At 39.3% G+C, this 23674-nt stretch carries 18 protein-coding genes; 10 read left to right on the plus strand and 8 right to left on the minus strand.

All coding sequences use genetic code 11. The features are described from left to right. The first annotated feature begins 42 nt into the window (after positions 1–42). Positions 43–2265 carry a bifunctional 23S rRNA (guanine(2069)-N(7))-methyltransferase RlmK/23S rRNA (guanine(2445)-N(2))-methyltransferase RlmL gene (gene rlmKL / locus ACY10D_RS02720; protein ID WP_486999254.1) on the plus strand — a complete coding sequence of 741 codons (2223 nt, stop codon included), beginning with the start codon at positions 43–45 and terminating at the stop codon, positions 2263–2265. Here the strand turns inward: rlmKL and ACY10D_RS02725 are convergent. Next, on the minus strand, positions 2245–2544 hold the full coding sequence (locus ACY10D_RS02725; RefSeq protein ID WP_486999255.1) for a helix-turn-helix domain-containing protein: 300 nt from the start codon (positions 2542–2544) through the stop codon (positions 2245–2247). The genes rlmKL and ACY10D_RS02725 overlap by 21 nt on opposite strands. Before the next feature lie 72 nt (positions 2545–2616). Next, positions 2617–4416 carry an ABC transporter ATP-binding protein gene (locus ACY10D_RS02730; RefSeq protein WP_486999256.1) on the minus strand — a complete coding sequence of 600 codons (1800 nt, stop codon included), beginning with the start codon at positions 4414–4416 and terminating at the stop codon, positions 2617–2619. Between the two features lie 319 nt (positions 4417–4735). Here ACY10D_RS02730 and glsA point away from each other — a divergent pair, with 319 nt between their 5' ends. The 7 genes from glsA (at position 4736) to ACY10D_RS02765 (ending at position 10600) form a co-directional block, all read left to right on the plus strand. After that, entirely contained in the window at positions 4736–5725 is a 990-nt protein-coding gene (gene glsA, locus ACY10D_RS02735; RefSeq protein WP_486999257.1) for a glutaminase A, read from the plus strand. A 60-nt stretch (positions 5726–5785) separates the two neighbouring features. Then, on the plus strand, positions 5786–6106 hold the full coding sequence (locus ACY10D_RS02740; protein WP_486999258.1) for a DUF4404 family protein: 321 nt from the start codon (positions 5786–5788) through the stop codon (positions 6104–6106). Positions 6107–6111: 5 nt separating this feature from the next. Then, entirely contained in the window at positions 6112–6531 is a 420-nt protein-coding gene (locus ACY10D_RS02745; protein WP_486999259.1) for a hypothetical protein, read from the plus strand. Next, entirely contained in the window at positions 6503–6979 is a 477-nt protein-coding gene (gene rimI, locus ACY10D_RS02750) for a ribosomal protein S18-alanine N-acetyltransferase (protein ID WP_486999260.1), read from the plus strand. Before ACY10D_RS02745 ends, rimI begins: the two co-directional genes overlap by 29 nt. 27 nt (positions 6980–7006) lie before the next feature. After that, on the plus strand, positions 7007–7543 hold the full coding sequence (locus ACY10D_RS02755) for a DUF924 family protein (RefSeq protein WP_486999261.1): 537 nt from the start codon (positions 7007–7009) through the stop codon (positions 7541–7543). Between the two features lie 281 nt (positions 7544–7824). After that, positions 7825–9600, plus strand: coding sequence for an aspartate--tRNA ligase (gene aspS, locus ACY10D_RS02760; RefSeq protein WP_486999262.1), 1776 nt, complete (start codon positions 7825–7827; stop codon positions 9598–9600). A gap of 82 nt (positions 9601–9682) precedes the next feature. Further along, on the plus strand, positions 9683–10600 hold the full coding sequence (locus tag ACY10D_RS02765) for a S49 family peptidase (RefSeq protein WP_486999263.1): 918 nt from the start codon (positions 9683–9685) through the stop codon (positions 10598–10600). A 346-nt stretch (positions 10601–10946) separates the two neighbouring features. Here the strand turns inward: ACY10D_RS02765 and ACY10D_RS02770 are convergent, their stop codons facing one another. The 6 genes from ACY10D_RS02770 to ACY10D_RS02795 form a co-directional block, all read right to left on the minus strand. Continuing rightward, positions 10947–11609, minus strand: coding sequence for a thioredoxin domain-containing protein (locus ACY10D_RS02770; RefSeq protein ID WP_486999264.1), 663 nt, complete (start codon positions 11607–11609; stop codon positions 10947–10949). A gap of 90 nt (positions 11610–11699) precedes the next feature. Next, positions 11700–15077: a DEAD/DEAH box helicase gene (locus ACY10D_RS02775; RefSeq protein WP_486999265.1), complete on the minus strand. Its 3378-nt coding sequence runs from the start codon at positions 15075–15077 to the stop codon at positions 11700–11702. Between the two features lie 230 nt (positions 15078–15307). Beyond that, positions 15308–15766, minus strand: coding sequence for a YaiI/YqxD family protein (locus ACY10D_RS02780; protein ID WP_486999266.1), 459 nt, complete (start codon positions 15764–15766; stop codon positions 15308–15310). Between the two features lies 1 nt (position 15767). Continuing rightward, positions 15768–17039, minus strand: a complete 1272-nt coding sequence (gene hisS, locus ACY10D_RS02785; protein ID WP_486999267.1) for a histidine--tRNA ligase — start codon at positions 17037–17039, stop codon at positions 15768–15770. A 252-nt stretch (positions 17040–17291) separates the two neighbouring features. Then, positions 17292–18500 (minus strand): MFS transporter, encoded by a 1209-nt coding sequence (locus ACY10D_RS02790; protein ID WP_486999268.1) that lies wholly within the window; start codon positions 18498–18500, stop codon positions 17292–17294. Then, positions 18497–19663 carry a DUF4268 domain-containing protein gene (locus ACY10D_RS02795; protein ID WP_486999269.1) on the minus strand — a complete coding sequence of 389 codons (1167 nt, stop codon included), beginning with the start codon at positions 19661–19663 and terminating at the stop codon, positions 18497–18499. Before ACY10D_RS02795 ends, ACY10D_RS02790 begins: the two co-directional genes overlap by 4 nt. Positions 19664–19851: 188 nt before the next feature. Between ACY10D_RS02795 and gyrA the strand changes: the two genes are divergently transcribed. Together gyrA and ispC are read left to right on the plus strand one after the other, a co-directional pair. After that, the gene (gyrA, locus tag ACY10D_RS02800; protein ID WP_486999270.1) at positions 19852–22467 is read left to right on the plus strand and encodes a DNA gyrase subunit A; all 2616 of its coding nucleotides are present in this window, start codon (positions 19852–19854) and stop codon (positions 22465–22467) included. Between the two features lie 3 nt (positions 22468–22470). Beyond that, on the plus strand, positions 22471–23649 hold the full coding sequence (ispC, locus tag ACY10D_RS02805) for a 1-deoxy-D-xylulose-5-phosphate reductoisomerase (RefSeq protein WP_486999271.1): 1179 nt from the start codon (positions 22471–22473) through the stop codon (positions 23647–23649). Positions 23650–23674 lie beyond the last annotated feature (25 nt).

The raw sequence follows: 23674 nt of genomic DNA on the forward strand, positions 1-23674 counted from the left end.
TGTTATAATCACCAGATTGAATTTTTAGCGATTATTTTTCTAATGGATATTTCACTTGCTACTGAGGTAGATCAAACCAAATTGTTAAGCTTTTTTGCAAGCTGTGCCAAGGGCATTGAATTGTTACTAAAAGATGAGCTATTAACACTTGGTGTTGATGAAGCGCGCGAGAAGCTTGCCGGTGTTGAGTTTGAAGCGGATCTTGTCACTGCTTATAAGGTGTGTTTATGGTCACGTCTTGCCAATCAGGTGCATCGCAAATTACATGTGGCTAAGTTTGACAGCGCCGATGCTTTTTATAATGAGCTTTACTCGTTACCTTGGGCAAGTTTTTTCGACGTTAAACAGTCAATTAAAATTGAGGTCTCTGGTAAACATCAAGTATTTAATAATACCCAATTTGCCGCACAAAAAGCAAAGGATGCGGTAGTTGACTACTTCCGTGATCAGATGGATGAGCGCCCAAACGTTGATTTAGAGCATCCAGATATTGTCATTAATATCCATTTGCAAAAAGGCATGGCATTTATTTATTTGTCATTGACAGGACAAAGCTTGCATCGACGAGGTTATCGCTTAGCACAAGGTGAGGCACCATTGAAAGAGACTTTAGCCGCTGCACTACTTGTTAAAAGTGGCTGGTTAGATGAGCTTAAAAAAGATCAAGTGAACTTTATTGATCCAATGTGTGGTTCAGGGACGATCTTAATTGAGGCGGCGATGATGGCATATGATATTGCGCCAAATCTTGCGCGTGATACGTTTTGTTTTATGCGTTGGCATGATTTTGACCATGCTGCATGGCAGGCGCTAAAGTCAGAAGCGTTAATGCGCAAAAATATGGGCAAAGAGAAAAGCAATATAACTCTAATTGGCTATGATGATGATATGCGCGTATTGGACAAAGCACGCCAGAATATAGCAAGTGCTGATCTTGTTAGTGCAATTGAAGTCTTTGTGCAGGATGTCAGAGACTTAAGTAATGATGCGCATGAAAAAGCCGGATTTATCTTGACCAATCCGCCCTATGGTGAGCGTTTGTATCATGCTAGAGCTGAAAAGTTGCGTGGATTATTTGGCGGATTTGGTAAGGCATTAATACGTGATTTCAGTGGTTGGAAGGTATCGATATTCAGCGCGGCAAGTGAACCGGTGAGAGCACTTGGCTTAAGAGCGATGAAAGTCAATAAGTTCTTCAATGGTGCGCTTGAGACGATGCTTTATCAATTTGAAGTATCAGATCAATGGGTGATGCAGCATGAATCTGCGACACAGAAATTAACGCGTCAAGCTAAGAACGCAGTTTTGCAAGATGATGGACATTTAGCATTTAGAAATCGGTTATTAAAGAATTATCAACAAATCCAAAAATGGGCACAGCAGCAGGGGCTTGAATGTTATCGTATCTATGATGCGGATTTGCCTGAATACGCTGTGGCAATTGATCTTTATAATACCCATGTACATGTACAAGAGTATCAGATGGGTAAAACAGTTGATGAAAAACTTGCTCAAAAGCGTCTATTGCAAGCGGTTTATCATATTGCTAAAGTGCTAGAGGTTAGATATGAACATATTCATATCAAAACACGTCAGCGACAAAAGGGTGACAGTCAATATCAAAGGCAGGCAATAACCGATAAGTTTCATGTGGTTAAAGAACATGATGCGTTGTTTTATGTGAACTTTGATGATTATTTAGATACTGGTCTTTTTTTAGATCACCGTAAAATGCGCCAAATTGTGGCAAAAGCCGCGCAAGGCAAAACGTTATTGAACCTGTTTTCTTATACATGCTCAGCAAGTGTGCATGCGGCATTGATGGGTGCACAAGTGGTTAGTATTGATATGTCAAAGACCTATCTAGACTGGGGAAAACGCAATTTTCACTTGAATAAATTAAATATTGATCAGCATGTATTTATCCAGGCGGATTGCTTTACGTGGCTTAAAGAAGCCGTTAAAGGGCGTAAACAATTTGATGTAATCTTCTTAGATCCTCCGACATTTTCTAACTCTAAGCGTATGCAAAATGTACTCGATGTGCAGCGTGACCATGTAGAATTAATCGAGTTGGCTATGCGACTTTTAACAAGAAAAGGCGTGTTATATTTCTCTAATAACTATCGCAAGTTTAAATTTGATGAGGGGTTGCAGGCAAAGTATGATTGCCAAAATATTGATGATAAATGCTTGTCGCGCGACTTTCTAAGGAGACCAACAATTCACCATTGTTGGCAGATTTCAGCTAAATCGAATGGTTAGCTTTTTCCCTAGTGCATGAGCTATTTTTGAGAGCAGGTTAAAAGAGGGTAGCCTTGTATCAGAGCCGCTTTCAAGACGAGAAATAACTTGTTGTGTAGTATTTGATTTCTCAGCGAGTTCTTTTTGACTAAGCCCTGATTCAATTCTTAATTGATAAGCAAGTTGGGCAACTTCATTAATATAGCGTTCTTGTTCAAAGTCTATGCTGAATTGTTTGTCATGTTCCATGTGCTCTTTGATAGCTGATTGGATACTTGACCCAATATGTTTATTTTTCATTTCTTAGTACCTCACTCATTCGTTTCTCAGCGATATCCTTATCTTTGTTTTCCAATTTTTGTGTTTTTTTCTTCACATAGTGTATAACATCCCTGTCTGGATATCCCAAAGTTGCGCATATTTTCCTTTAAGCGTTATCAGTTCTTGATGTGTACCGCTTTCAATAATCTGTCCTTGATCCATTACATGAATGATATCGGCATGGCGAATTGTTGATAGTCGATGCGCAATAATAATGGTTGTTTTTGATTTCGATAGTTTGTTTAAAGCGCGCTGTATAGCAAGCTCGGTTTCATTATCTACTGCAGAAGTTGCCTCATCTAGAATTAGAATCGGTGCATCTTTTAAAACTGCTCGTGCAATACAAATGCGTTGTTTCTGACCGCCTGATAATAATAAACCGCGTTGCCCAACATCCGTATCATACCCGTGAGGTAACTGCATAACAAACTCATGCAGCCCGGCAACTTTAGCTGCATGCGTAATCGCTTTATCATCAGCATTAAAAGAGCCATAGGCAATATTTTCTTTGATTGTGCCATCAAATAAGAAGCTATCCTGACTCACTAACGCGATCTGTTGACGCCATGATGATAAATCAAAGCTTTGAATGTTATGACTACCATAGTTTAAAGCACCAGATTGCGGTTCATAAAATTGGCACATCAGCTTAATCAATGTGCTTTTTCCTGAGCCTGATTCGCCAACAAATGCAGTGGTTTGTTGTGCTTTGATAGATAGATTTAAATCTTGATAAATGGGCGTATCATTTTGATAACCAAAAGTAACGTGATCGAAAATGATATTTTGGTGATCTGTTATTGTTTTTAGTGCTGATTTATTATTTAGATCTTCAGTCGACCAAGTGAGTAAATCAAGAACTCGGGTTGTCGATGCCATGACACGTTGATAGTCAACTGTGACGACAGCAAGATTATTGAAAGGCCAGAGCAGGCGTTGTGATAAGAAAATTAGCATACTAAAAACACCGACATTCATGTGTCCATGAAACGTTTGGTAGCCACCAATCAGCAGTGTAAATAAAAAGCCAGTTAAGACAAACATACGAATAACCGGTGTCACCATCGAACTAATTTGGATGGTTTTGCGATTAGCCATTTGATAATTGGCACTGGCTTTCTCAATGCGTTGTGCTTCATATTCTTCAGTGGTATAGCTTTTGATGGTTAAGAGATTAAGTAGATTACGTTGTAAATCACCACTGATTTCAGCGGCCTTTTGACGTACTTCTAAAAATCTAGGTGCTAAACGATGCTGGAAATAAAATGCACCAACAATAATGCATGGAATAGGCACAATCGCAAGCAATGTAATCAAAGGAGAGGCAAACAAAAATACGATTCCAATAAAGACAGTAGAAACGACAATTTGTACAATTTGATTAACGCCATCTTCTAAAAATCGTTCCATTTGATTGATATCATCATTAATCGTTGCAATCATTTGCCCTGTTGAAGTTGCTTCAATCTGTTGGACATTAGCTTTTTGAATATGTCCATAGACGTCAGTACGCAGTTTATGTTCAACATTTTGTGCAAGATTACGCCATTTTAGGCTATACAAATATTGAAAATATGATTCAAATGCCCAGATAAAAAAGGTAAGTAGACCTAAAATTAATAGCTGTGAGAATAATGAATGTACCCCAGTTAATTGTGCAATCCATGAATCTTGGCGTGATACAACCATATTAACAGCTACACCTAAGAGGATTTCAGGGAAGATGTCAAAAAGTTTGTTGAGTGTTGAGTATAAGAGTGCTAAAAGATAATCTTTGCGATAACCGCGCATATAGCTTAATAGGCGCAATAACGGATATTTGCTTGTCGATAAATAGGTGTTAGATTTCAATGGTCAGTACGGTTAAGTATGAGTGTATAAATACTATCGGGAAATATCACTAACCCTCAAGCAAAAATATGCTTTATAGTGAGAATCTTGCAAAAAGATTCTCACTGGAGTTTGCTAAGTTTAATATCCATAACGTGAGCATAAGCATAAGGCTTGATAAAAACGGTGGTATTTAGATGGATAGAAAAGTTTTGTTTGTATTTAGTTGTCGTTGAACGACTTAATTTAGTCAAAAGTTAAGCAATAAGCGCTATCAAATAGCAGATGATAAGTATAGAATAAGCTGTATTTTCAATAGCTAAAATATAAAATTAAAATAATGATTTCTGATGAAAAGTTCCAAGAGTTCTGTGCTTATCTAAGTGATATTCATGCAAGTTTACAATCTAATCAACAAGGCAAAGTGGCAAGCTATATTCCTGAGCTTAAGAAAGTAGACCCTAATCAGTTTGCCATCTCTGTGTGCACGGTTGATGGAAGAAAGTTTAGCGTTGGTGATTTTAAGTCGCGCTTTTGTATGCAATCGATGGTGAAGCCTGTGTTGTACGCACTGGCACTAGAAGAAAATGGATTAAATCATGTGCATAAGCATATCGGACGTGAGCCAAGTGGCAAAAACTTCAATGAGTTAACATTAAATGATGAAGGCTTGCCGCATAATCCGATGATTAATGCAGGTGCGATTATGTCATGCTCGATGATTAAGCGTAAATCGAATCCGGCAGATCGCTTTAATCATATTATGCAAGCACTTTATAAATTGTCAAATAGTCAGAAAATCACGTTTAATAATGCCGTATATAACTCAGAAAAAGAAACGGCAGATCGTAATTATGCCTTGGGTTATTTTATGCGTGAGCATCAAGCGTTTCCGAAAAATACCGATTTGCATCGTACGCTTAATTTATATTTTCAGGCATGTTCGATTGAGCTTAATAGTGAGATGTTAGCAACGATTGCAGCAAGCTTTGCCAATGCCGGTAGTTGTGCCGTGACAAAAGAAGAAATCTTTAAACCAGAGACTGTTAAGAATTGCTTATCATTAATGTATTCATGTGGCATGTATGATTACTCAGGTGAGTGGGCGTTCTCGATTGGACTGCCTGCTAAAAGTGGGGTTTCCGGTGGGATTTATGTTGTTGTTCCTGATTTGATGGGTATTGCGATTTACTCACCGCGCTTGGATAAGCATGGCAACTCTTTTAAAGCAATCGAAGTGTGCAAGCGTCTTGTTGATCGTTATAGTATTCATAATTACGACAGTATTTTACGCTGTCAAAATAAAATTAATTTATTCCCAGTAAGTTAATTGTCAAACAGGCGCTTAACACCTAGAATAAAAGCAACCTAAAGGCGCTAGGAGCAAGCTATGCCACAAGATACAATTGCTAAAATCAAAGAAATTCTTAAAACATCAGATAAATTAAACTTTGATGATACTGAGCATTTATCCGAGTTGTTAGATCAGTTACAGATTGAACTGAAATCTTTGCCAGAGAGCGAAAAAGTGCAAGCGCTTGAAATTGCCAAATTGACCAAACAAAAAGTCGAAATGAGTAAACTACAAGATCCTAAAGAAGCAGATTTTAGTGATCTTGAACAGGCAATTATTGAGTATGAAGTGAGTCATCCAAAGCTGACACATACCGTGCGCTCTATTTGTAATCTATTATCGAGTATTGGGATCTAATTTGCATGACCGAAAATGAGCGCCAAAATGCCATTTTACAGCATTTAGCCATTACGCGTTGGTATGCTAAAGGTAATCCTGCTCATAAAGAAGAGCCACTAGCAGATGAGACACATATTATTGCGAATCAACTGAGCGTGATTGTATCCACTTTGGAACAACGGGATCGTGTTAAAGCGCTTATGAATGCGATGTTTACACAATTTTCAGTGTGTTTTATCGAAAAAGATCAAGCGCAAGGAGAAAAAAATATAGCCTCAAGTGCGATAATTCTCTATGATGAAAACTTGACTTTAAAAACCTTGTTAGATCAAAGTTTGCATGATAGGTGTTATGCGCTTAAGTTTAATGAACTCAATCGTGCCGAGGTGAAAAAACAAACCATGATGAATCTTTATGCAGTATCAGATTTTGCCATTAGGTGAGAACCATTTACCACAGATGATGGATATTGAGCGTGAGGTATTTGAATACCCATGGTCAGCGTCACAAATGAAAGATAGTATCTTGTCTGCGCATACCGAGACATGGGGGTTATTTGATCTTAATCATCAACTGATTGCTTTTGCGGTTATCTCAGTGATTTTTGATGAGGCCGAAATACTTAATTTTTCAGTAGCGAAATCATACCAACATCAAGGTTTTGGGCAAAAGCTATTGGCCTATTTGATGAATCATTTGTCTTATAAGCAGATTGAAAAGTTGTTTTTAGAGGTGAGAGTTACCAATATCCCTGCAATTAGCATCTATAGAAAATATGGCTTTGAAGAAATTTCAGTGCGTAAGAACTATTATCGCGTTGGTGAGACATATGAGGATGCGCTGGTGTTGCAAGCAACTTTACAAGTTCAGCACTCAACGCATTATTTTTAAAAACTAACAAACATAAGAGATCGTTGTATGAACTATCAAGAGATTTTAGATTTTTGGTTTAAAGAACTAACTGCAAAAGACTGGTTTGCAAAGAGTGATGCATTAGATCAAACCATTAAAGATCGATTTTTAATGGTTCACAAAGCGGCATCTCGTGGTGAGTTGTTTGCATGGCGCGAAACAGCGCAGGGGCGCTTGGCAGAAATTATTGTATTAGATCAATTCTCGCGCAATATTTTTAGAAATACAAAAGAAGCTTTTGCCTATGACTCATTGGCATTGATCTTAGCGCAAGAGTTAGTGATATTGAAGCTAGATCAAACATTAAGTGATAGTGAGCGTTCATTTGCATATTTGCCCTATATGCATAGTGAGTCAAAAACCATTCATCAACAGGCATTGGTGCTTTATACCGAGCTAGGTAATAGCGGAAGTTTGGAGTATGAAATAGCGCATAAAGCGATTATTGACCGCTTTGGACGTTATCCACATCGCAATGCGCAATTAGGGCGAGTCTCGAGTGATGAGGAGGAAGCGTTTCTACTTGAGCATGCCGGCTTTTAATTTAATACATTAGGCTAAGACTAAATATTTACCCACAAGTGCTCACCGTACCCTGAGCATAAGTCGAAGGGTAAACTTAGGAAAATTACACTTTACAGAGGCTTCGACTTACGCTCAGCCAACGTTTACGCAATCAAAATGGGCGGGAATATGGTCATAGCTATACGTTAAAACATAAATTTGCAAAACTCCCAGTCTCAATAATTGTTATCTGTCACATATTTGTATATGCTTATCGGCTTATATGTCTTTGTTATGTTGTGTTATTTAAAGGATAAAAAATGCGTAGTCATTATAGTTCAGAAGTAAATGAGTCTCTGGTTGATAAAACCGTTGAAATATGTGGATGGGTGCATCGTCGTCGTGACCATGGCGGTGTTATTTTCTTAGATATCCGTGATCGTACAGGTCTTGTGCAACTGGTCTATGAGCCAGAAAATGCGAGCGTTTTTGAACAAGCGGATCATGTGCGTCATGAATATGTGATTAAAGCTAAAGGGCTTGTTAAATTGCGCCCGGAGGGTCAGGAAAATAATAACTTAGCCAGTGGTAAGATTGAAGTTATTGGGCAAAGTTTAGAGCTTATTAATCGTGCTAAGACCATTCCTTTTCAGCTAGATGAACACCAAAACGTTGGCGAAGATGTGCGTTTAAAATATCGTTATATCGATTTAAGACGACCTGAAATTCAAAATCGTTTGATCGAACGCTCTCGTATTTCACAATTTGTTCGTCAATATTTAAATGAACATGGATTTTTGGATATTGAAACGCCGTTTTTAACTAAGGCAACACCGGAAGGTGCACGTGATTACTTGGTACCAAGTAGGAATCATCATGGTAAGTTTTATGCGTTGCCGCAATCACCTCAATTGTTTAAACAGCTATTAATGGTATCTGGTTTTGACCGTTATTATCAGATCGTTAAATGTTTTCGTGATGAGGATTTGCGTGCAGATAGACAGCCTGAATTTACTCAGATTGATATTGAGGCGTCATTTATCGATGAGAATACGTTAATGAACTTGATGGAAGATATGGTTCGTCGTCTATTTAAACAAACGGCAGATGCAGACTTCCCATCGCAATTTCCAGTGATTAGCTATGCTGAAGCAATGGCTAAATATGGTTCCGATAAACCTGATTTACGTATTCCACTGCATTTTATTGATGTGAAAAATATTATGCAAAATGAAGAGTTTAAAGTCTTTTCAGCACCTGCCAATGATGAAAAATCACGTGTGATTGCAATGCGTTTAGCTAATGGCAATGCACTCTTGACACGCAAAATGCTTGATGATTATACTAAGTTTGTCGGGATCTATGGCGCTAAAGGCTTGGCATATATCAAGGTCAATGAGATGGCGAAAGGCAAAGAAGGACTGCAATCACCAATTGTCAAAAATCTCTCAGATGAAGCATTGACAAGAGTGCTTGAAGTCACAGAAGCCAAAGATGGTGATATTATTTTCTTCGGTGCGGGTAGAGCAAATATTGTCAATGATTCGATGGGCGCGCTACGCGTTAAGATTGGCGAAGACTTGAGGCTACACAGCAAAGCATGGGCGCCGTTATGGGTCGTTGATTTCCCGATGTTTGAAGAAGCAGATGGCAGGCTTTATGCATTACATCATCCGTTTACTGCGCCAAAAGTGGATAATGTCGATGAGCTTAAAGCGCATCCTGAAAAAGCACTATCTCGCGCTTATGATATGGTTATCAATGGTTATGAAGTTGGTGGTGGTTCGATCCGTATCCATGATCAACAAATGCAGCAAACAGTATTTGAGTTATTAGGGATTAATGAAGAAGAAGCCAAAGAGAAATTTAGTTTCTTGCTAGATGCTCTACAGTATGGCGCACCAATTCATGGTGGTATTGCCTTTGGTTTAGATCGTTTAACGATGCTAATTACTCATACAACGAATATTCGTGATGTGATTGCTTTTCCTAAGACACAAACAGCGAGCTGCTTGATGACCGAGGCGCCTGCTGAGGTTTCAAATGAGCAGTTACAAGAGCTTGCGATTAAAACAGTTATTACCGAGAAAGCATAAACTAAGCTGTATTTTTCTATCAAATCATCTACCATTAAACCCATGGTTGTTTTATCTCTCTTTAAACAAATAAGGAAATATTATGTCTGAACATCTACAGCGTATTGCTGATGCCTATATTCTTGAGCAACGTCGTGCACGTCGTTGGCGTATATTCTGGCGCTTTTGCTGGTTAGTCATTGCGATTGTCATTATTGGACTTTTGATGAAAAGCTTTAGCAGTAAGCCAGTTAATAATGAAAACCATATTGCTTTAGTTAAGGTTGATGGGGTGATTGCCGATGATAGCAATGCCAATGCCACACGCATCAATGACAGTTTGGATGCGGCCTTTAAAAATAAAAACACTAAAGCGGTGATTGTACAGATCAATAGCCCCGGCGGCTCACCAGTGCAATCTGATGATATTTATGAGCATATGCGTTATTTGCAAAATAAATATCCTAAGACGCCATTATATGCGGTGTGTGTCGATATTTGCGCGTCAGGTGGTTATTATATTGCGTCAGGTGCTAAAGATATTTATGCCAATAAAATGACAATTACTGGCTCGATTGGTGTCAGAGCTGGTGGCTTTGGCTTTGTTGATTTATTAAAGAAAATCGGTGTTGAACGCAGATTATACACAGCCGGTAAAGACAAAGGGTTCTTAGATCCATTTGAACCACAAAGTGCCTCACAAGTATCAGAGATGGAAGCGATGTTGACTGAGACACATCAAGTATTTATCGATGCAGTTAAAGCAGGGCGAGGCGACCGTCTTGATACAAAGCAAGAAGATAAGATATTCTCAGGTATGCCTTTTTCAGGTGTGCAAGCTAAGAAATATGGCTTGATTGATGGGTTTGCGTCAGTTGATAGCTTACAACGCGAGAAATTTAATGATATGAAAGTGGTTAACTTCACTAAACCATTAAGTGTGTTTGATCAAATCAGTCAAAAGCTAGGTACTGAGGTAATGTATCAAGCAGCTGAAGCTAGTGGTTTGAAGTTGCAATAGGCTGGGCTTTAATTACCCCTCACCCATTGAGCTTTAGTTCAACGACCTCTCTCTCGAAGGGGAGAGGTAATATACCGTCCACAAACCATTTTGCAGAAGCTCTTGCTTTAATTGACTTCGACTAACACTCAGCCAACGACTATGTTTAGTAATGATATATAAATAAGTTGCATCAGCTAAAACTAAAACCTCTCCCCTTGCGGGATTGCTCGTGCAGCTTATGCTGCACGGGTGAGGGGTAATTAAAATGTGCTTTATGCTTTAGCCGCTCCCTGAGCGAAGTCAAAGGGAAGGCGCAAAACAATAATTGACTTTGACTAATGCTCAGCCAATACTTATAGTGTTGCTATGCCAGATAATTAAGTGCACGTTTGATAATATATTCAGGCACATTTTGATATTCAGAAAAATAGACTTGATTCACATCAGTTGCGTTGTGCTGATACACATAGACACTCGGGGAATGAGTCACCGCTGCAGATTTTGCTAAAGCATTGTTAGCTTTAATTTCTTGATCAACCATCTCTTTAAGATATGGTGTTTCATTAATGTTTAAATTGATCATTAAATCAGACAAGGTGTTTTGATCGACAACCTTACCTGATTTAATCAAACTATGGAGCTCGTGCAAAAATTCTTGCATGAGCTCCACCCCGCCCACGTGATAAGTAAAAGCTAAATACTGCGATGCATTAGGGCTTTGTGTTGTGCTAATGGGGTAAATGTTTATTTTGATATCTTTATCATTTGTAAGTGTTAATAATGTATTTATATTCTCTAAACAGGAGGGCTTTGAGTAGTTGCAGAATTGCGTGATGACTTTGCTTGCCTGTGGGTTGCCAAGGGTAATCTTAGGAGACTTGTCGAAATTTAAATTGTTATGAATAAACACATTGGCTTGATAGCGTGAAAAAGCGTGCATATCACAAGCTTCTTCGCCAGCTTTATGCCCTGCATTGGCAAGACTTGCGCATAAAATCATACTTAAAAATAAAGTGAGCTTTTTCATTTATTTATCCAGATTGTTTTGATAGCTCAAGAGTGTATTAAATGATCTGAATAATGACAAATTTAAATGTTTTATGGGAATATTAGATTTTTAAATGATCGGCTCAAATAAGTTTAATAAGTCATTTTCACTGAGTTTGAAATCAGCTTGCCCGTCTTTGTTATACAACCCACTGGCAAGATCCGCTTTTTTCTGCTGAAGTTTTAGGATTTTTTCTTCAACACTATCTTTGGCAATGAGTTTATAAACGGTGACGGGTTTATCTTGACCAATACGATAAGCGCGATCCGTGGCTTGGGCTTCAACGGCTGGATTCCACCATGGGTCAAAGTGAATAACGGTATCAGCGGCAACAAGGTTTAAGCCAGTGCCGCCAGCTTTTAAACTGATTAAGAAAACCGTGATATCAGGGTTTTCACTGAAGTCATCAATCAGTTTCTGGCGATTTTTAGTTTGTCCGGTTAACTGCACATATTGAATTTTATGTTTGCCAAGCTCAAGAGCAATTAAATCAAGCATCTCGACAAACTGCGAGAAAACTAATACTTTACGCTTTTCTGCGGTAAGTTCGGTCAGCATTTCTAATAAATAATCAAGCTTAGCTGATTCATGGACCTTTTTAGCACTATCTAGTTTGACTAATTGTGGATGGCAACATGACTGGCGTAGCTTTAACAACGCATCAAGAATATGAATATGACTCTTAGCAAGCCCTTGCTTTTTCAAGAGCTCACGCACTTTCTTCTCCATCGTCATACGCACACTTTCATATAATTGTTTTTGTGTATTAGGCAGCTCAATAATCTCAATCGATTCAGTTTTTTCAGGTAGATCTTTAGCAACTAATGCCTTAGTGCGTCGAAGCATAAAAGGAGTAATACGACTTTTTAAGATATTTAAACGATCGCTGTCTTGATGTTTTTCAATTGGATTTTTGAAGTGTTTACGAAACTGGCTATCATTACCCAAGAAGCCAGGCATTAAGAAGTTAAATTGCGACCATAACTCACCCAAATGATTCTCAAGAGGTGTGCCAGTTAAACAAAAGCGATGTTTAGCCGAAAGGGTGAAAATACTTTGCGCTTGCTTGGTTTTAGCGTTTTTAATCGTTTGCGCTTCATCTAAAATCAGTGCGCTATAGGTGTTTTGGTGATGAATTTCTTCGTCTTTTAAAATAAGTGGATAGCTAGTGACCACGATGTCGTAGTGAAGTAATGACTCATAATGTTCAGAACGTTCTGAACCATGCAATAGTAAAATACTAAGTTTTGGTGTGAATTTCTCAGCCTCTCTAATCCAATTGCCGACAACTGAGGTAGGGGCGACGATTAAGCTTGTGCCGAAATCTTTATCAGTATCATGTTGTAATTGTATCCAAGTAAGCGTTTGCAGTGTTTTGCCAAGTCCCATATCATCGGCTAACAAACCACCCATTTCATGTTTGGATAAGAAATCCATCCAGCTGACGCCATAGCGCTGATAGTCACGCAAGGTCGCGTGCACTTCTTTTGGTGTGTCTAGTAGTGGTAACTTTGTTGTATCTTTTAGTGAGTCAATAAAATTTTTTAAAGCATTGGCTTTGCTGTAATCAATTGCACCACTTTTGCCCAATTGCTCCTCAAGACTCATCAACGCACCGATTTGGTATTTCGAGAGTTTTAGTGTGCCATCACGTTCATCACTTAATTCAAACAATGAGTTAATAACCGGTTCAATGATGCTGTAATCAATTTTCAAACGGTGATTCTTATCCACAATGGCAACAAGATCATGCGCTTCTTTGTTAAGCCCTTTTTGTAGATATTGCATAATCAATGGTTGCAGATCGATGGCATTACCGTTGTGATTAACACTTAAGTGCACATTAAACCAATCATTTTGAATCCCTTCTTCGATGCCGATGTCAATATCATCTGCAACAATATAGTGATGTGCAAAGTCATCATCAAACTCAACTTGCCAGCCTAACAGTTTAAAGTCTTCAAGATCTTCAAGATAAAAAGTTTCCCATTGATCTTCAGGTGAAAAATAAGGGTTGGCATTTAAAACATAGCTCTCACCAAATGGCTTGTGTGCTTGATTGCCATAGCCAAAGTAAGCACGTCTGGATTTTACAAAACCAAATCCTCCTAAAGTTTCAAGTTTAGCATTTTCAAATTTCACATCTTTTTCAATCAAGTGACCATTATGCTCAATAATGTGTGTCCCACTTTCGTGTGGCTCAAATCGTGTGCCGTCATATTCAAAGCTAACCTCAGCAAAGAAGCCATAATGTGGCCAGTTTACTGATGATCCTTTACTAAAATGAGCTATCGCTTTCGGCGTGATTTTTTCGGTTTTTAGCTTCTTGACTTTGCTTGGAAATTTGATTTGTTTGCCAAGTGTTGATTTCTCAATGGTGTGACGAACAAAGGACATGTCATCTTTAGAGATATCTTTAAGTGTATTAAGGAGCAGCAATTGATTGCCAGGAATGTCACTAACGATCTGACCTATTTTATTGTCATCAATATAAAAAGCAGGCGTTGTTGGTATGATTTTTATGTTTGTTTTGCCATTGATTTGCGCATTAAAGCGAAATGTGCCATTGACTTCATTCCAATCAATATCAAGCTTGACATCCGGTGCCAAGGTACAATGTTTATCCATGGCAATGTCGCCAACAAAAAAGCGCTCAGTTGCAATAAGCAGCTTTAAAAATTGTGCACCATACTCTCCTGTTAAGCTTGGTAAATGTATTGCATAACGATTGATTTGTGTCTGTAGGTATTTAAAGATCTCAAGATCTTTGATATCAGCACAATCTGGGTATTTAGTGTAACCGGCAACGATATTGGCAAGATTGGCACTTTGTGGTTTACCATAGCCATTGCCACTTTTTAGAATACGCACATAGCTAGCTTCGATCCTATAAGATAATTGTTCACCCTCTTTAAACGCGATAAGTTGATAAGCAATCACCAAATTGGAAGGTGCTTTTCCCTGAGATAATAGAGAACTTTTCTCAAGGCGTATATTGTCATTAAATTGGCGCTCAAAGGCAGCTTTGTCGAAATAAGATGCAGGGGTTTTGGCTTTTTTTGTCGGTTGTAGATTAACAGGTTTTGTCGTTGCGGCAGCAGTAAATGCACTGGGTTCTTTTAACCGATCAGCTAATGATTTATTAAACATAAATAATACGGCATAAATATGCTTACAAAAATAGACTACAGGGCATGAGCACTCAGCATCAAGCACGCTTGAGAGTGTTTTTGCTCGTGAGTTTACATCGACAAAAATGCTTTGGGAGTAGGCCTCTTTGCCAGAGCCAAAAACTTCACTTTTAATGACAAAATTAATGCCATCATCGGATGTTGCCTGCAATGATTTGATTGAGTATTGATTGCAATACGCATGCGCACGTGAAATGGTTGCCCTAGTAAAGTCTTCGGTAATGCTTTTAGGTAAGATGCTTGAAGATAAGCTCATAAAATTGTGTCAAAAGAAAATAAATTGCATCAGTATACCTGAGGCAAAAGCTGTAAGACAAACAAGTTTTTGGCAATAACCATACTTTGTTACGCTAAGCCGTATCAATACTATATCCTTTGACTATATGTAGAATACAATGCGTTCAATCTTTATATTTTGTGCATTTTTGATCGCATGAATAATATCAAACAATTCATGTTCAGCATGCTTAGGGATATCGTATAAATTCATTGTTTGATAAATCCGCGTTTAGTCAACAGTTGATCCAAAGCATTGGCAAAGGCGTTGATGTTGCTATTTGAGAATGCCTTGGTTTTTGTCTCGACTAATCCAGCATCTCGTAGCTCAGTGAAGAAATTGCGCATGGCATAAGTTTGTGAAATATTTGCCTTGGTATATTGCTTGCCATGCGGCGTAATCACCATTGCATCGTGATCAGTAACTTCTTTTGCCAGCGGAATATCCGCGGTAATCACTAAATCAGACATTTCAACCTTATTGGCGATATAGTTGTCAGCAACATCAAAGCCTTTATCAACACAGCGCATTTTGATAAAAGGTGATGGCGGGTGTGTCAGTGGTTGATTGGCAACAAAAATACACGTGACTTTGCGTTGGTGTGCTGCCTTATACAGCAATTCTTTGACCGCTTTAGGGCAAGCGTCAGCATCGATATAAATAATCATACTAAGCGTAATGGCTTTGAATGTACGAAGCTAATTCAGCTTGTGGTATGATCACTTGTTCTTTGTCTTCACGTAAGAACTTGATCACACAGGTGCTATTGTTAACTTCATCTTCAGCGATCACCAATGCCAATGCAGCACCTGACTTATCGGCTTTTTTAAACTGTGATTTAAAGCTACCTAAGGAGGTGTTTTGCTCAATGGTTAGGTGAGGTAAGGACTTACGTAGTGTTTCAATCATTGGCATGGTCTTGAATATCGATGACTGATCAGATATCACATAGATATCTGCAGTTTGTGTTGTTTCAGGAATAAGTCCAAGTGTTTCAAGGAGTAAGATGATTCGTTCAATACCCATGGCAAAACCAACGGCAGGCGTTTCAGGGCCTTGCAAATCGCTCACGAGTGAATCATAACGACCACCGGCGCAAATGGTGCCTTGAGCCCCGAGTTTATCGGTAACCCATTCAAACACTGTGTTGCAGTAGTAGTCAATCCCACGAACCAATCGTGAGTTGATTTTGTAAGGGATGTTTAATGCGCTTAGATACTTAGTAAGTGCTTCAAAGTCTTGTTTAATATCTCGATCAAGAAAATCATGCAGGTTAGGTGCATTATCCAAAAGTCGTTGCGTGTTTTCATTTTTACTATCAAGAATGCGCAGTGGGTTTTTACCTAATCTACGCTGTGAATCCTCATCTAATTGATCTTTAAGTGGCGTTAGATAATCAACCAATGCATTGACATAATCAGCACGATTTTGTGCACTGCCTAGGTTATTAAGCTCAAGCGTGACATGTGTATCAAGTCCTAAGGCTTGCCATAGTTGCCATGACAAGCTTAACACTTCAGCGTCTTGGGCAATGTGACTATTGCCGTATACCTCAACACCTAGTTGATAAAACTGGCGGTAACGCCCTTTTTGCGGACGCTCATAGCGAAACATAGCCCCGGTGTACCATACCTTTTGGATTTGATTACGTAAAAGTCCATGTTCAATCATCGCACGCACGCAGCCTGCCGTACCTTCAGGTCTTAAAGTCAATGCCTCATCATTGCGATCACTAAAATCATAGGTTTCTTTTTCAACAATATCTGTGCCCGCGCCAACGCCGCGATGAAATAACTCGCTTTTTTCAACGACAGGTAAACGAATTTCCTGATAAGCGTAGTTGTGTAAGGTTTGTTTTACGGCGTTCTCAAAAAAGTGCCACTTATAAATATCGCTCGGTAAAATATCATTCATGCCGCGCACGGCTTGGATTTTAGACATTAGATGATTCCGTATTGATTAACTTAGAAAAGTGCGCTTATTGTATGTAAATTATCTTTAGATGAAAAGGACTTGTATTCTATACCGCTCATAAATCATTTTGCGGTGTTTGATGTCGAAGAAGTGTTTGATGCTTTTGAGTAATTGGATTGCAGATAATAGCTGGGACTATTGGCAAAATTCAATTACTCAAAAGCGCAAGAAATTCAATGACAGAAACACTGTAAGATGGTTTGTGGGCGGTATAAATCACTAAACGTGAATTGTGGTAGCTGTAGGTTCTTTGAATTTCATCAGCAGCATTATGGCAATGATATAAAAGACAGCAATCATTGCACCTAAGAGAATGAGGTTAGCGCGCATTAAATTAGCAAAGATAAGCGATAACGCAACAATAAGGTCAATCATGAGCCCATAGATTGACGAGGCAACAGCGCTGTGACTTTTATCAATCAGCAAAAACGCCATTGTTGAGGTGTTCACACTCACAAGTGCCGAGGAAAAGCCAAATAAAATCGCACTTAGACCGATCAAGTAAATGGCGTAATGTGCCGGTAGAAAATAAGCGCTGATAAACAATATGCCACTCAAAACAGCAACAAAAGAGAAGCTATAAGCGCTTTGCTCATAACTCATTAATCCATTAAGCCAACGAATGTTAATCCAACGTGCTAAGGCGCCAAAGAAGATCAATAAAAAGGATAACCAACCATAGACAATCGTATTAAACCCAAGGGTTGTGATCACAATGTAAGGCGTGCAGATATAAAAAACGGACATGCCTGCCCATGCCACTGACGTGATATAGCAGTAGCTTAAGAATTGCGTGTTGCTAGCAATGCTAAAGAATTTTTTGCGACTTGATGTTTTGACTTCAGTGATTGCGGTTGGTATCTCTTTAAAATAAATAGCAATCAAGATAAGGGTGAGCAGTGCCACTAAAATAACACCATTAAAAACCCATTCCCAACCACCGTAATAGACGATATAACCACCGATAAAGCCAGCCAAAGAAGGAGCCAAATAAAACAAAAGTGTTAAGCTCTGCCAGGTCTTAACATAGGTATTACCCGTTAGCATATCCTTGGGCAAAGCAACGGCAAGAATATATAAACCAGATGCGCCAATGCCTTGTAATATTCGTCCGATATAAAAGGTGAGAATGCTCTGCGATAATAAGCACACAATGCTGCCAATAATGACGATTACACAATAAAGTATCAGTGTTTTCTTGCGTCCAAAACGATCACTGATAAGACCCGCTGGAATCGCGAAGATCGCACCTGCAATAACAAATAAGGTTAGTGTTAACTGGCTTTGCCCAACATTCACCGCAAAGTCATTTTGTAACAAGGGCAGTGCTGAGATATACATGTCATACGCACAGACATACACACCAACGAGGAAAATGGCAAAAAAATAAACGTAGTTTTCAGGTTTCATGTTGACTTTTCGGCTCATGGTTTATTCTCATTGCTTGTGGAGTGTTTTTTTAGAGTGGCGCCAACTTGGTGTAGAGGTTTTTTTAAGGTCTGCTCTAGTTTGCTCATATGCTCCACATGCCAAGCTATAGAATCATTCCAGCTATCTTTGTCTAGAGCGCTAAATGATTTTGAAAATTGAATGCGACATGATTTTTTTTGATTCAGTCTCATCCAGTCGAGCGTGTCATTAAAGGTTGATTCAATGAAATCCCTTCTCTCCATAAGATGGTCAAAAATAAATTTATTTTCCTCTGTGGAGCTGCGGCTTATCCAAAGCTCAACGCGAATTTCTTTTTGTGAGAAAATTAAATTGTATGAGCAACCGCTTAAACCAGATCCTGCAGAAAGCCAGTGATCTTTGCTTGGGCTGATATTGTTGTATAGTGTACAGTTGCTTTTCTGGAAAGCTTCAAGTGCATGACTCCAATATTCACGGCGAATGATGTGGCGACTCTTTAGAACAGTCTCAGTGTCTTTCTCTTCAATTTCTTTTGCTTTAATTCCAATCATTAATTCTTTTGCTTCTGGTGTTGGTATGATTTGATCAATATTGATAAGTAGCTGCTCACCCAGTGCATACGGAGTGACTTTAAAACACTGGATATTGATGCCTTGATCAAGTAGCCATAGTGCTGTACTGGTAACCTCTTTGCGAAAATTGGCAGCAACAAGCATAATGCGTTGGCTGTTGCCTGTATTCAATCTGACTTCATCTAATGCAGGGGCGTCAAGAAATTCACAGATGTAGCTGGTCGCATCAGCTAGCTCGGCGTTGTCATTATTGATATTTTGCTTCTTAAGGTATTGTTGATAAATTTCGACAATCTGTGCCTTGGTTAAAGTTGCGCAGTAAGATGCATATTTTAGCGCCTGCCAAACAACATCACGCCCAGAATCATCAAGCTTATTTTCGATAATCACCAAATTCCCGTATTTATCGAGAGCCAATAAATCTAATCGCTCACGGGTGTCGTCAAAACCATCGAACTCTTTTTGGATAATTAAAAGTTCTTCGCCTAAAGCGTTTGGGTGATGTGCTAGCCACTCCTGAAGGTGTGCTCTTTCCGTTAGCCCCATGTCGCTGAAACGTTTTACTGCGACCGGATTGATGCGATTGGTCTTATGATCAACTGTAAACATGGAGTTTTTCCTATAATTTGATTTTGAGCTTTAAGTTGTTTGATGTTGCTGCACAAACGGCATTGTAGCATGACGTTTTTAAACTTAGAAATATTTACTTCATATGCTAGAGAATCCTGTTTCTGTGCTGTGGTGAGTATGTTATAATTCGCGCCAGTTTTTAGAATAATTGAAGCGTTTATATCCTTATGACCACACAATTTGCCAATGAAGTTTTTCCGGTTAATATCGAGCAGGAATTAAAGCAATCATACCTTGATTACGCGATGAGCGTCATTGTTGGACGTGCGCTTCCTGATGTGCGTGATGGCTTAAAGCCTGTCCATCGACGCGTTCTTTTTGCGATGAAAGAGCTAGGCAATGACCTTAATAAGCCTTATAAAAAATCAGCGCGTGTTGTTGGGGATGTGATTGGTAAATATCACCCGCATGGTGATACGGCAGTTTATGACACGATTGTGCGTATGGCGCAGCCGTGTTCATTGCGTTATATGCTAGTCGACGGTCAGGGTAACTTTGGTTCAGTTGATGGTGATTCACCGGCAGCAATGCGTTATACCGAAGTACGTATGTCAAAGATGGCGCACTCATTGCTAATTGATATCGATAAAGAAACGGTTAACTTCTCGCCAAACTATGACGAAACCGAGATGATTCCGGATGTGCTACCAACGCGCATACCTAACCTGTTGGTTAATGGCTCATCTGGTATTGCGGTGGGGATGGCAACAAATATTCCGCCACACAATTTAAATGAAGTCATTGATGGCGTGATTGCACTGATTGAAAATCCTGATTTAAGCATCGACGAGTTGATGGAATACATTCCTGGCCCTGATTTCCCAACGGGTGCCTATATCAATGGTCGTGCTGGTATTGTTGATGCGTATAAAACGGGCAGAGGACGCGTTATTATGCGTGCTAAGGCATCGATTGAAACCGATAAGAAAACTGATCGCGAGCAGATTATTGTTACTGAAATCCCGTATCAGGTAAATAAAGCACGCTTGATTGAGAAAATTGCCGAACTGGTTAAAGACAAAAAAATCGAAGGTATTTCTGAGTTGCGTGACGAATCCGATAAAGACGGTATGCGTATCGTTATCGATGTTAAACGTGGCGAAGTGCCTGAAGTGCTATTAAATAATCTATATGCACAAACACAAATGCAGTTAAGCTTTGGTGTTAATATGGTTGCTTTGGTTGATAGTCAGCCGAAGTTACTAAATTTAAAAGAAGTGATTGAAGCGTTTATTCGTCATCGTAAAGAAGTGGTGACGCGACGTACGATTTTTGAACTGCGTAAAGCGCGCGAGCGTGCGCATCTTTTGGAAGGTTTAGCGATTGCTTTATCAAATATTGATGAAATGATCGCATTGATTAAAGCATCTAAAACACCGGCTGAAGCCAAAGAGGCGCTATTATCCCGTTCATGGTCTGGTAAACTTGTCGGACAAATGCTTGAAGGGGTTGATCAAGCGCTTTATCGCATTGATGGCTTGGCATCGCATTATGGTTTACACAATGATGAATATTTCCTATCACAAGCGCAGGTTGATGCGATTTTAGAGCTTCGCTTGCATCGCTTGACAGGTTTAGAACAAGATAAGATTCTTGATGAATTTAAAGCATTACTTCTACGCATCGAAGCGTTGATTGCGATTTTAAAAGATATTAAACGCTTGCTTGAAGTGATCTGTGAAGAGCTACAAGAGGTGAAAGCACAGTTCGGCGATGCACGTCGTTCAGAGATTATTGCTTCTCAGCTTGATTTGGGTTACGAAGATTTAATTACTGAAGAGTCGATGGTGGTCACACTTTCATATGATGGTTATGTCAAAGCGCAGCCATTGAAAGATTATAATGCACAAAAACGTGGTGGACGCGGTAAGTCCTCGACACAAATGAAGTCAGAAGATTTTGTTTATAAACTGCAAATTGCCTCAACACATGACACGATGTTGTGCTTCTCAAGTGCAGGTAAAATTTACTGGAGCAAAGTGTATGAATTCCCGCAAGCAGGGCGTGCGGCGAAAGGTAAACCTATCAATAATGTATTACCACTTGAGCAAGGTGAGCGTATTACTGCAATGCTTGCGATTTCTGAGTACACAGAAGGTTGGAACGTCTTTATGGCGACCAAGCAAGCAACCGTTAAAAAAGTTGATTTAACTGCCTTCTCACGTCCGCGTAAGGGCGGTATTTATGCCTTAACCCTTGATGAGGGTGATGAATTGTTGCATGTGCATTTAACCAATGGTCAACAAGAGATTATGATGTTCTCAGATGCCGGTAAAGCGATTCGTTTTAATGAAGAAGATGTGCGCGCAATGGGTAGAACAGCGCGTGGTGTCAGAGGCATGCGTATTCAGGAGGATCAACACATTGTTGGCGTGATTGTTACTGATCCAGATCAGGGTGTTGTGTTAACAGCGACTGAGAATGGCTATGGTAAACGCACACCAGTTGCTGAATATCGTAAAACAGCACGTGGTTCTCAGGGGGTGATTTCAATCTCGACATCAGATCGTAATGGTCGTGTGGTTGCAGCCGGACTTGTTGAAGAAACAGATGATATTATGCTTATGACCGATCAAGGCGTGCTTATTAGAACGCGTGTGTCTGAAGTGCGTGAAACAGGTCGTTCAGCGCAAGGTGTTAAGTTGATTAATTTAAAAACAGATGAAAAGCTGGTATCAGTGCAAGTCGTGGGCGAAGATGAATCTGAAGAAGACGCATCAATAGCAGATGACGACTCAGTGCAAGATGAACAGGATAACGAAGATGGCAGCGAAGTGGAGTAATCCGTGAAAGTCATCACAATTTTGGGGGCGACAGGATCAATTGGTGTTAATACACTGGAGATTATTCGCGATAACCCTGCTGATTTTAAAGTTTATGCATTGACTGCACATCGTAATATCGAGCTGTTATATCAGCAATGTCTTGAGTTTACGCCGCATTATGCCGTGGTTGCGGATAAGCACTTAGCAAATAAGCTGAGCAATGATCTTAAAGCTTTAGATTGTCAGACGATAGTGCTATATGGTAAAGAGGCGCTTGTTTCTGTCGCAAGTGCTGATAAAGTTGATATGGTTATGGCGGCTATTGTTGGTATTGCCGGATTGGCGCCAACGTTTGCGGCAGTTAATAAAGGCAAAACCATTTTATTAGCGAATAAAGAAGCATTAGTGACTGCGGGTGAGATTTTCATGCGTGCAGCAAAGCAATCTGATGCGATGATCTTGCCTGTGGATAGTGAGCACAATGCGATTTTTCAATGCTTGCCTGATCAAGATAAACATTATGATCAACAGGCAATCTCCAGAATTATCTTAACGGCCTCAGGTGGCCCTTTTCGCGAAAAGTCATTGGATGAGCTTAAAGGTATTACGCCCGATGAGGCGTGTGCGCATCCTAATTGGCAGATGGGGCGCAAAATATCCGTCGATTCATCAACGATGATGAATAAAGCGTTAGAGGTTATTGAGGCTTATTGGTTATTTCAAGTGCCTATTGAAAAAATTGAAGTGTTAGTTCACCCACAAAGCATTGTGCATTCTATGGTGGAGTATCACGATGGGAGTTTTATCGCGCAGATGGGGACGCCGGATATGAAAACTCCGATTGGTTATGCGATGTATTATCCACAAAGGCACAAAATCAATGTGCCAAAGCTTGATTTCACTGCTAAACCATTAAATTTTAATGTGCTGGATGGGCAGCGTTTCGCACTCATTCCATTGGTGTGTGACATGCTAAAGCGTCAAGATTATGCTGCAACAATTGTGTTAAATGCTGTCAATGAGATGCTTGTTGAGGCTTTTTTGGCGGAAAAAATACAATATTTGGAAATAATCGAGTATATTGAACGAGTTTTGCAAGAATTAAAATTGAATAAACCGGAAACCATTGATGATGTTGTCGCTATTGATTTGCAGGCGCGTAAACATGTTTCGGTGCTTTTAAATACAAATAAAGATTGAATAAAATAATTTAAATGAAGGAAGA

The organism is Cysteiniphilum sp. (assembly GCF_057495195.1).

Bases quoted from the DNA above. Each gene is read 5' to 3' on its own strand.
- ACY10D_RS02775 (WP_486999265.1), bottom strand. From the start codon at position 15,077: ATGAGCTTATCTTCAAGCATCTTACCTAAAAGCATTACCGAAGACTTT.
- ACY10D_RS02755 (WP_486999261.1), top strand. From the start codon at position 7,007: ATGAACTATCAAGAGATTTTAGATTTTTGGTTTAAAGAACTAACTGCA.
- ACY10D_RS02790 (WP_486999268.1), bottom strand. From the start codon at position 18,500: ATGAGCCGAAAAGTCAACATGAAACCTGAAAACTACGTTTATTTTTTT.
- ACY10D_RS02770 (WP_486999264.1), bottom strand. From the start codon at position 11,609: ATGAAAAAGCTCACTTTATTTTTAAGTATGATTTTATGCGCAAGTCTT.
- aspS (WP_486999262.1), top strand. From the start codon at position 7,825: ATGCGTAGTCATTATAGTTCAGAAGTAAATGAGTCTCTGGTTGATAAA.
- ACY10D_RS02765 (WP_486999263.1), top strand. From the start codon at position 9,683: ATGTCTGAACATCTACAGCGTATTGCTGATGCCTATATTCTTGAGCAA.
- ACY10D_RS02780 (WP_486999266.1), bottom strand. From the start codon at position 15,766: ATGATTATTTATATCGATGCTGACGCTTGCCCTAAAGCGGTCAAAGAA.
- gyrA (WP_486999270.1), top strand. From the start codon at position 19,852: ATGACCACACAATTTGCCAATGAAGTTTTTCCGGTTAATATCGAGCAG.
- ACY10D_RS02740 (WP_486999258.1), top strand. From the start codon at position 5,786: ATGCCACAAGATACAATTGCTAAAATCAAAGAAATTCTTAAAACATCA.
- ACY10D_RS02795 (WP_486999269.1), bottom strand. From the start codon at position 19,663: ATGTTTACAGTTGATCATAAGACCAATCGCATCAATCCGGTCGCAGTA.
- hisS (WP_486999267.1), bottom strand. From the start codon at position 17,039: ATGTCTAAAATCCAAGCCGTGCGCGGCATGAATGATATTTTACCGAGC.
- ACY10D_RS02725 (WP_486999255.1), bottom strand. From the start codon at position 2,544: ATGAAAAATAAACATATTGGGTCAAGTATCCAATCAGCTATCAAAGAG.
- ACY10D_RS02745 (WP_486999259.1), top strand. From the start codon at position 6,112: ATGACCGAAAATGAGCGCCAAAATGCCATTTTACAGCATTTAGCCATT.
- glsA (WP_486999257.1), top strand. From the start codon at position 4,736: ATGATTTCTGATGAAAAGTTCCAAGAGTTCTGTGCTTATCTAAGTGAT.
- rlmKL (WP_486999254.1), top strand. From the start codon at position 43: ATGGATATTTCACTTGCTACTGAGGTAGATCAAACCAAATTGTTAAGC.
- rimI (WP_486999260.1), top strand. From the start codon at position 6,503: ATGCAGTATCAGATTTTGCCATTAGGTGAGAACCATTTACCACAGATG.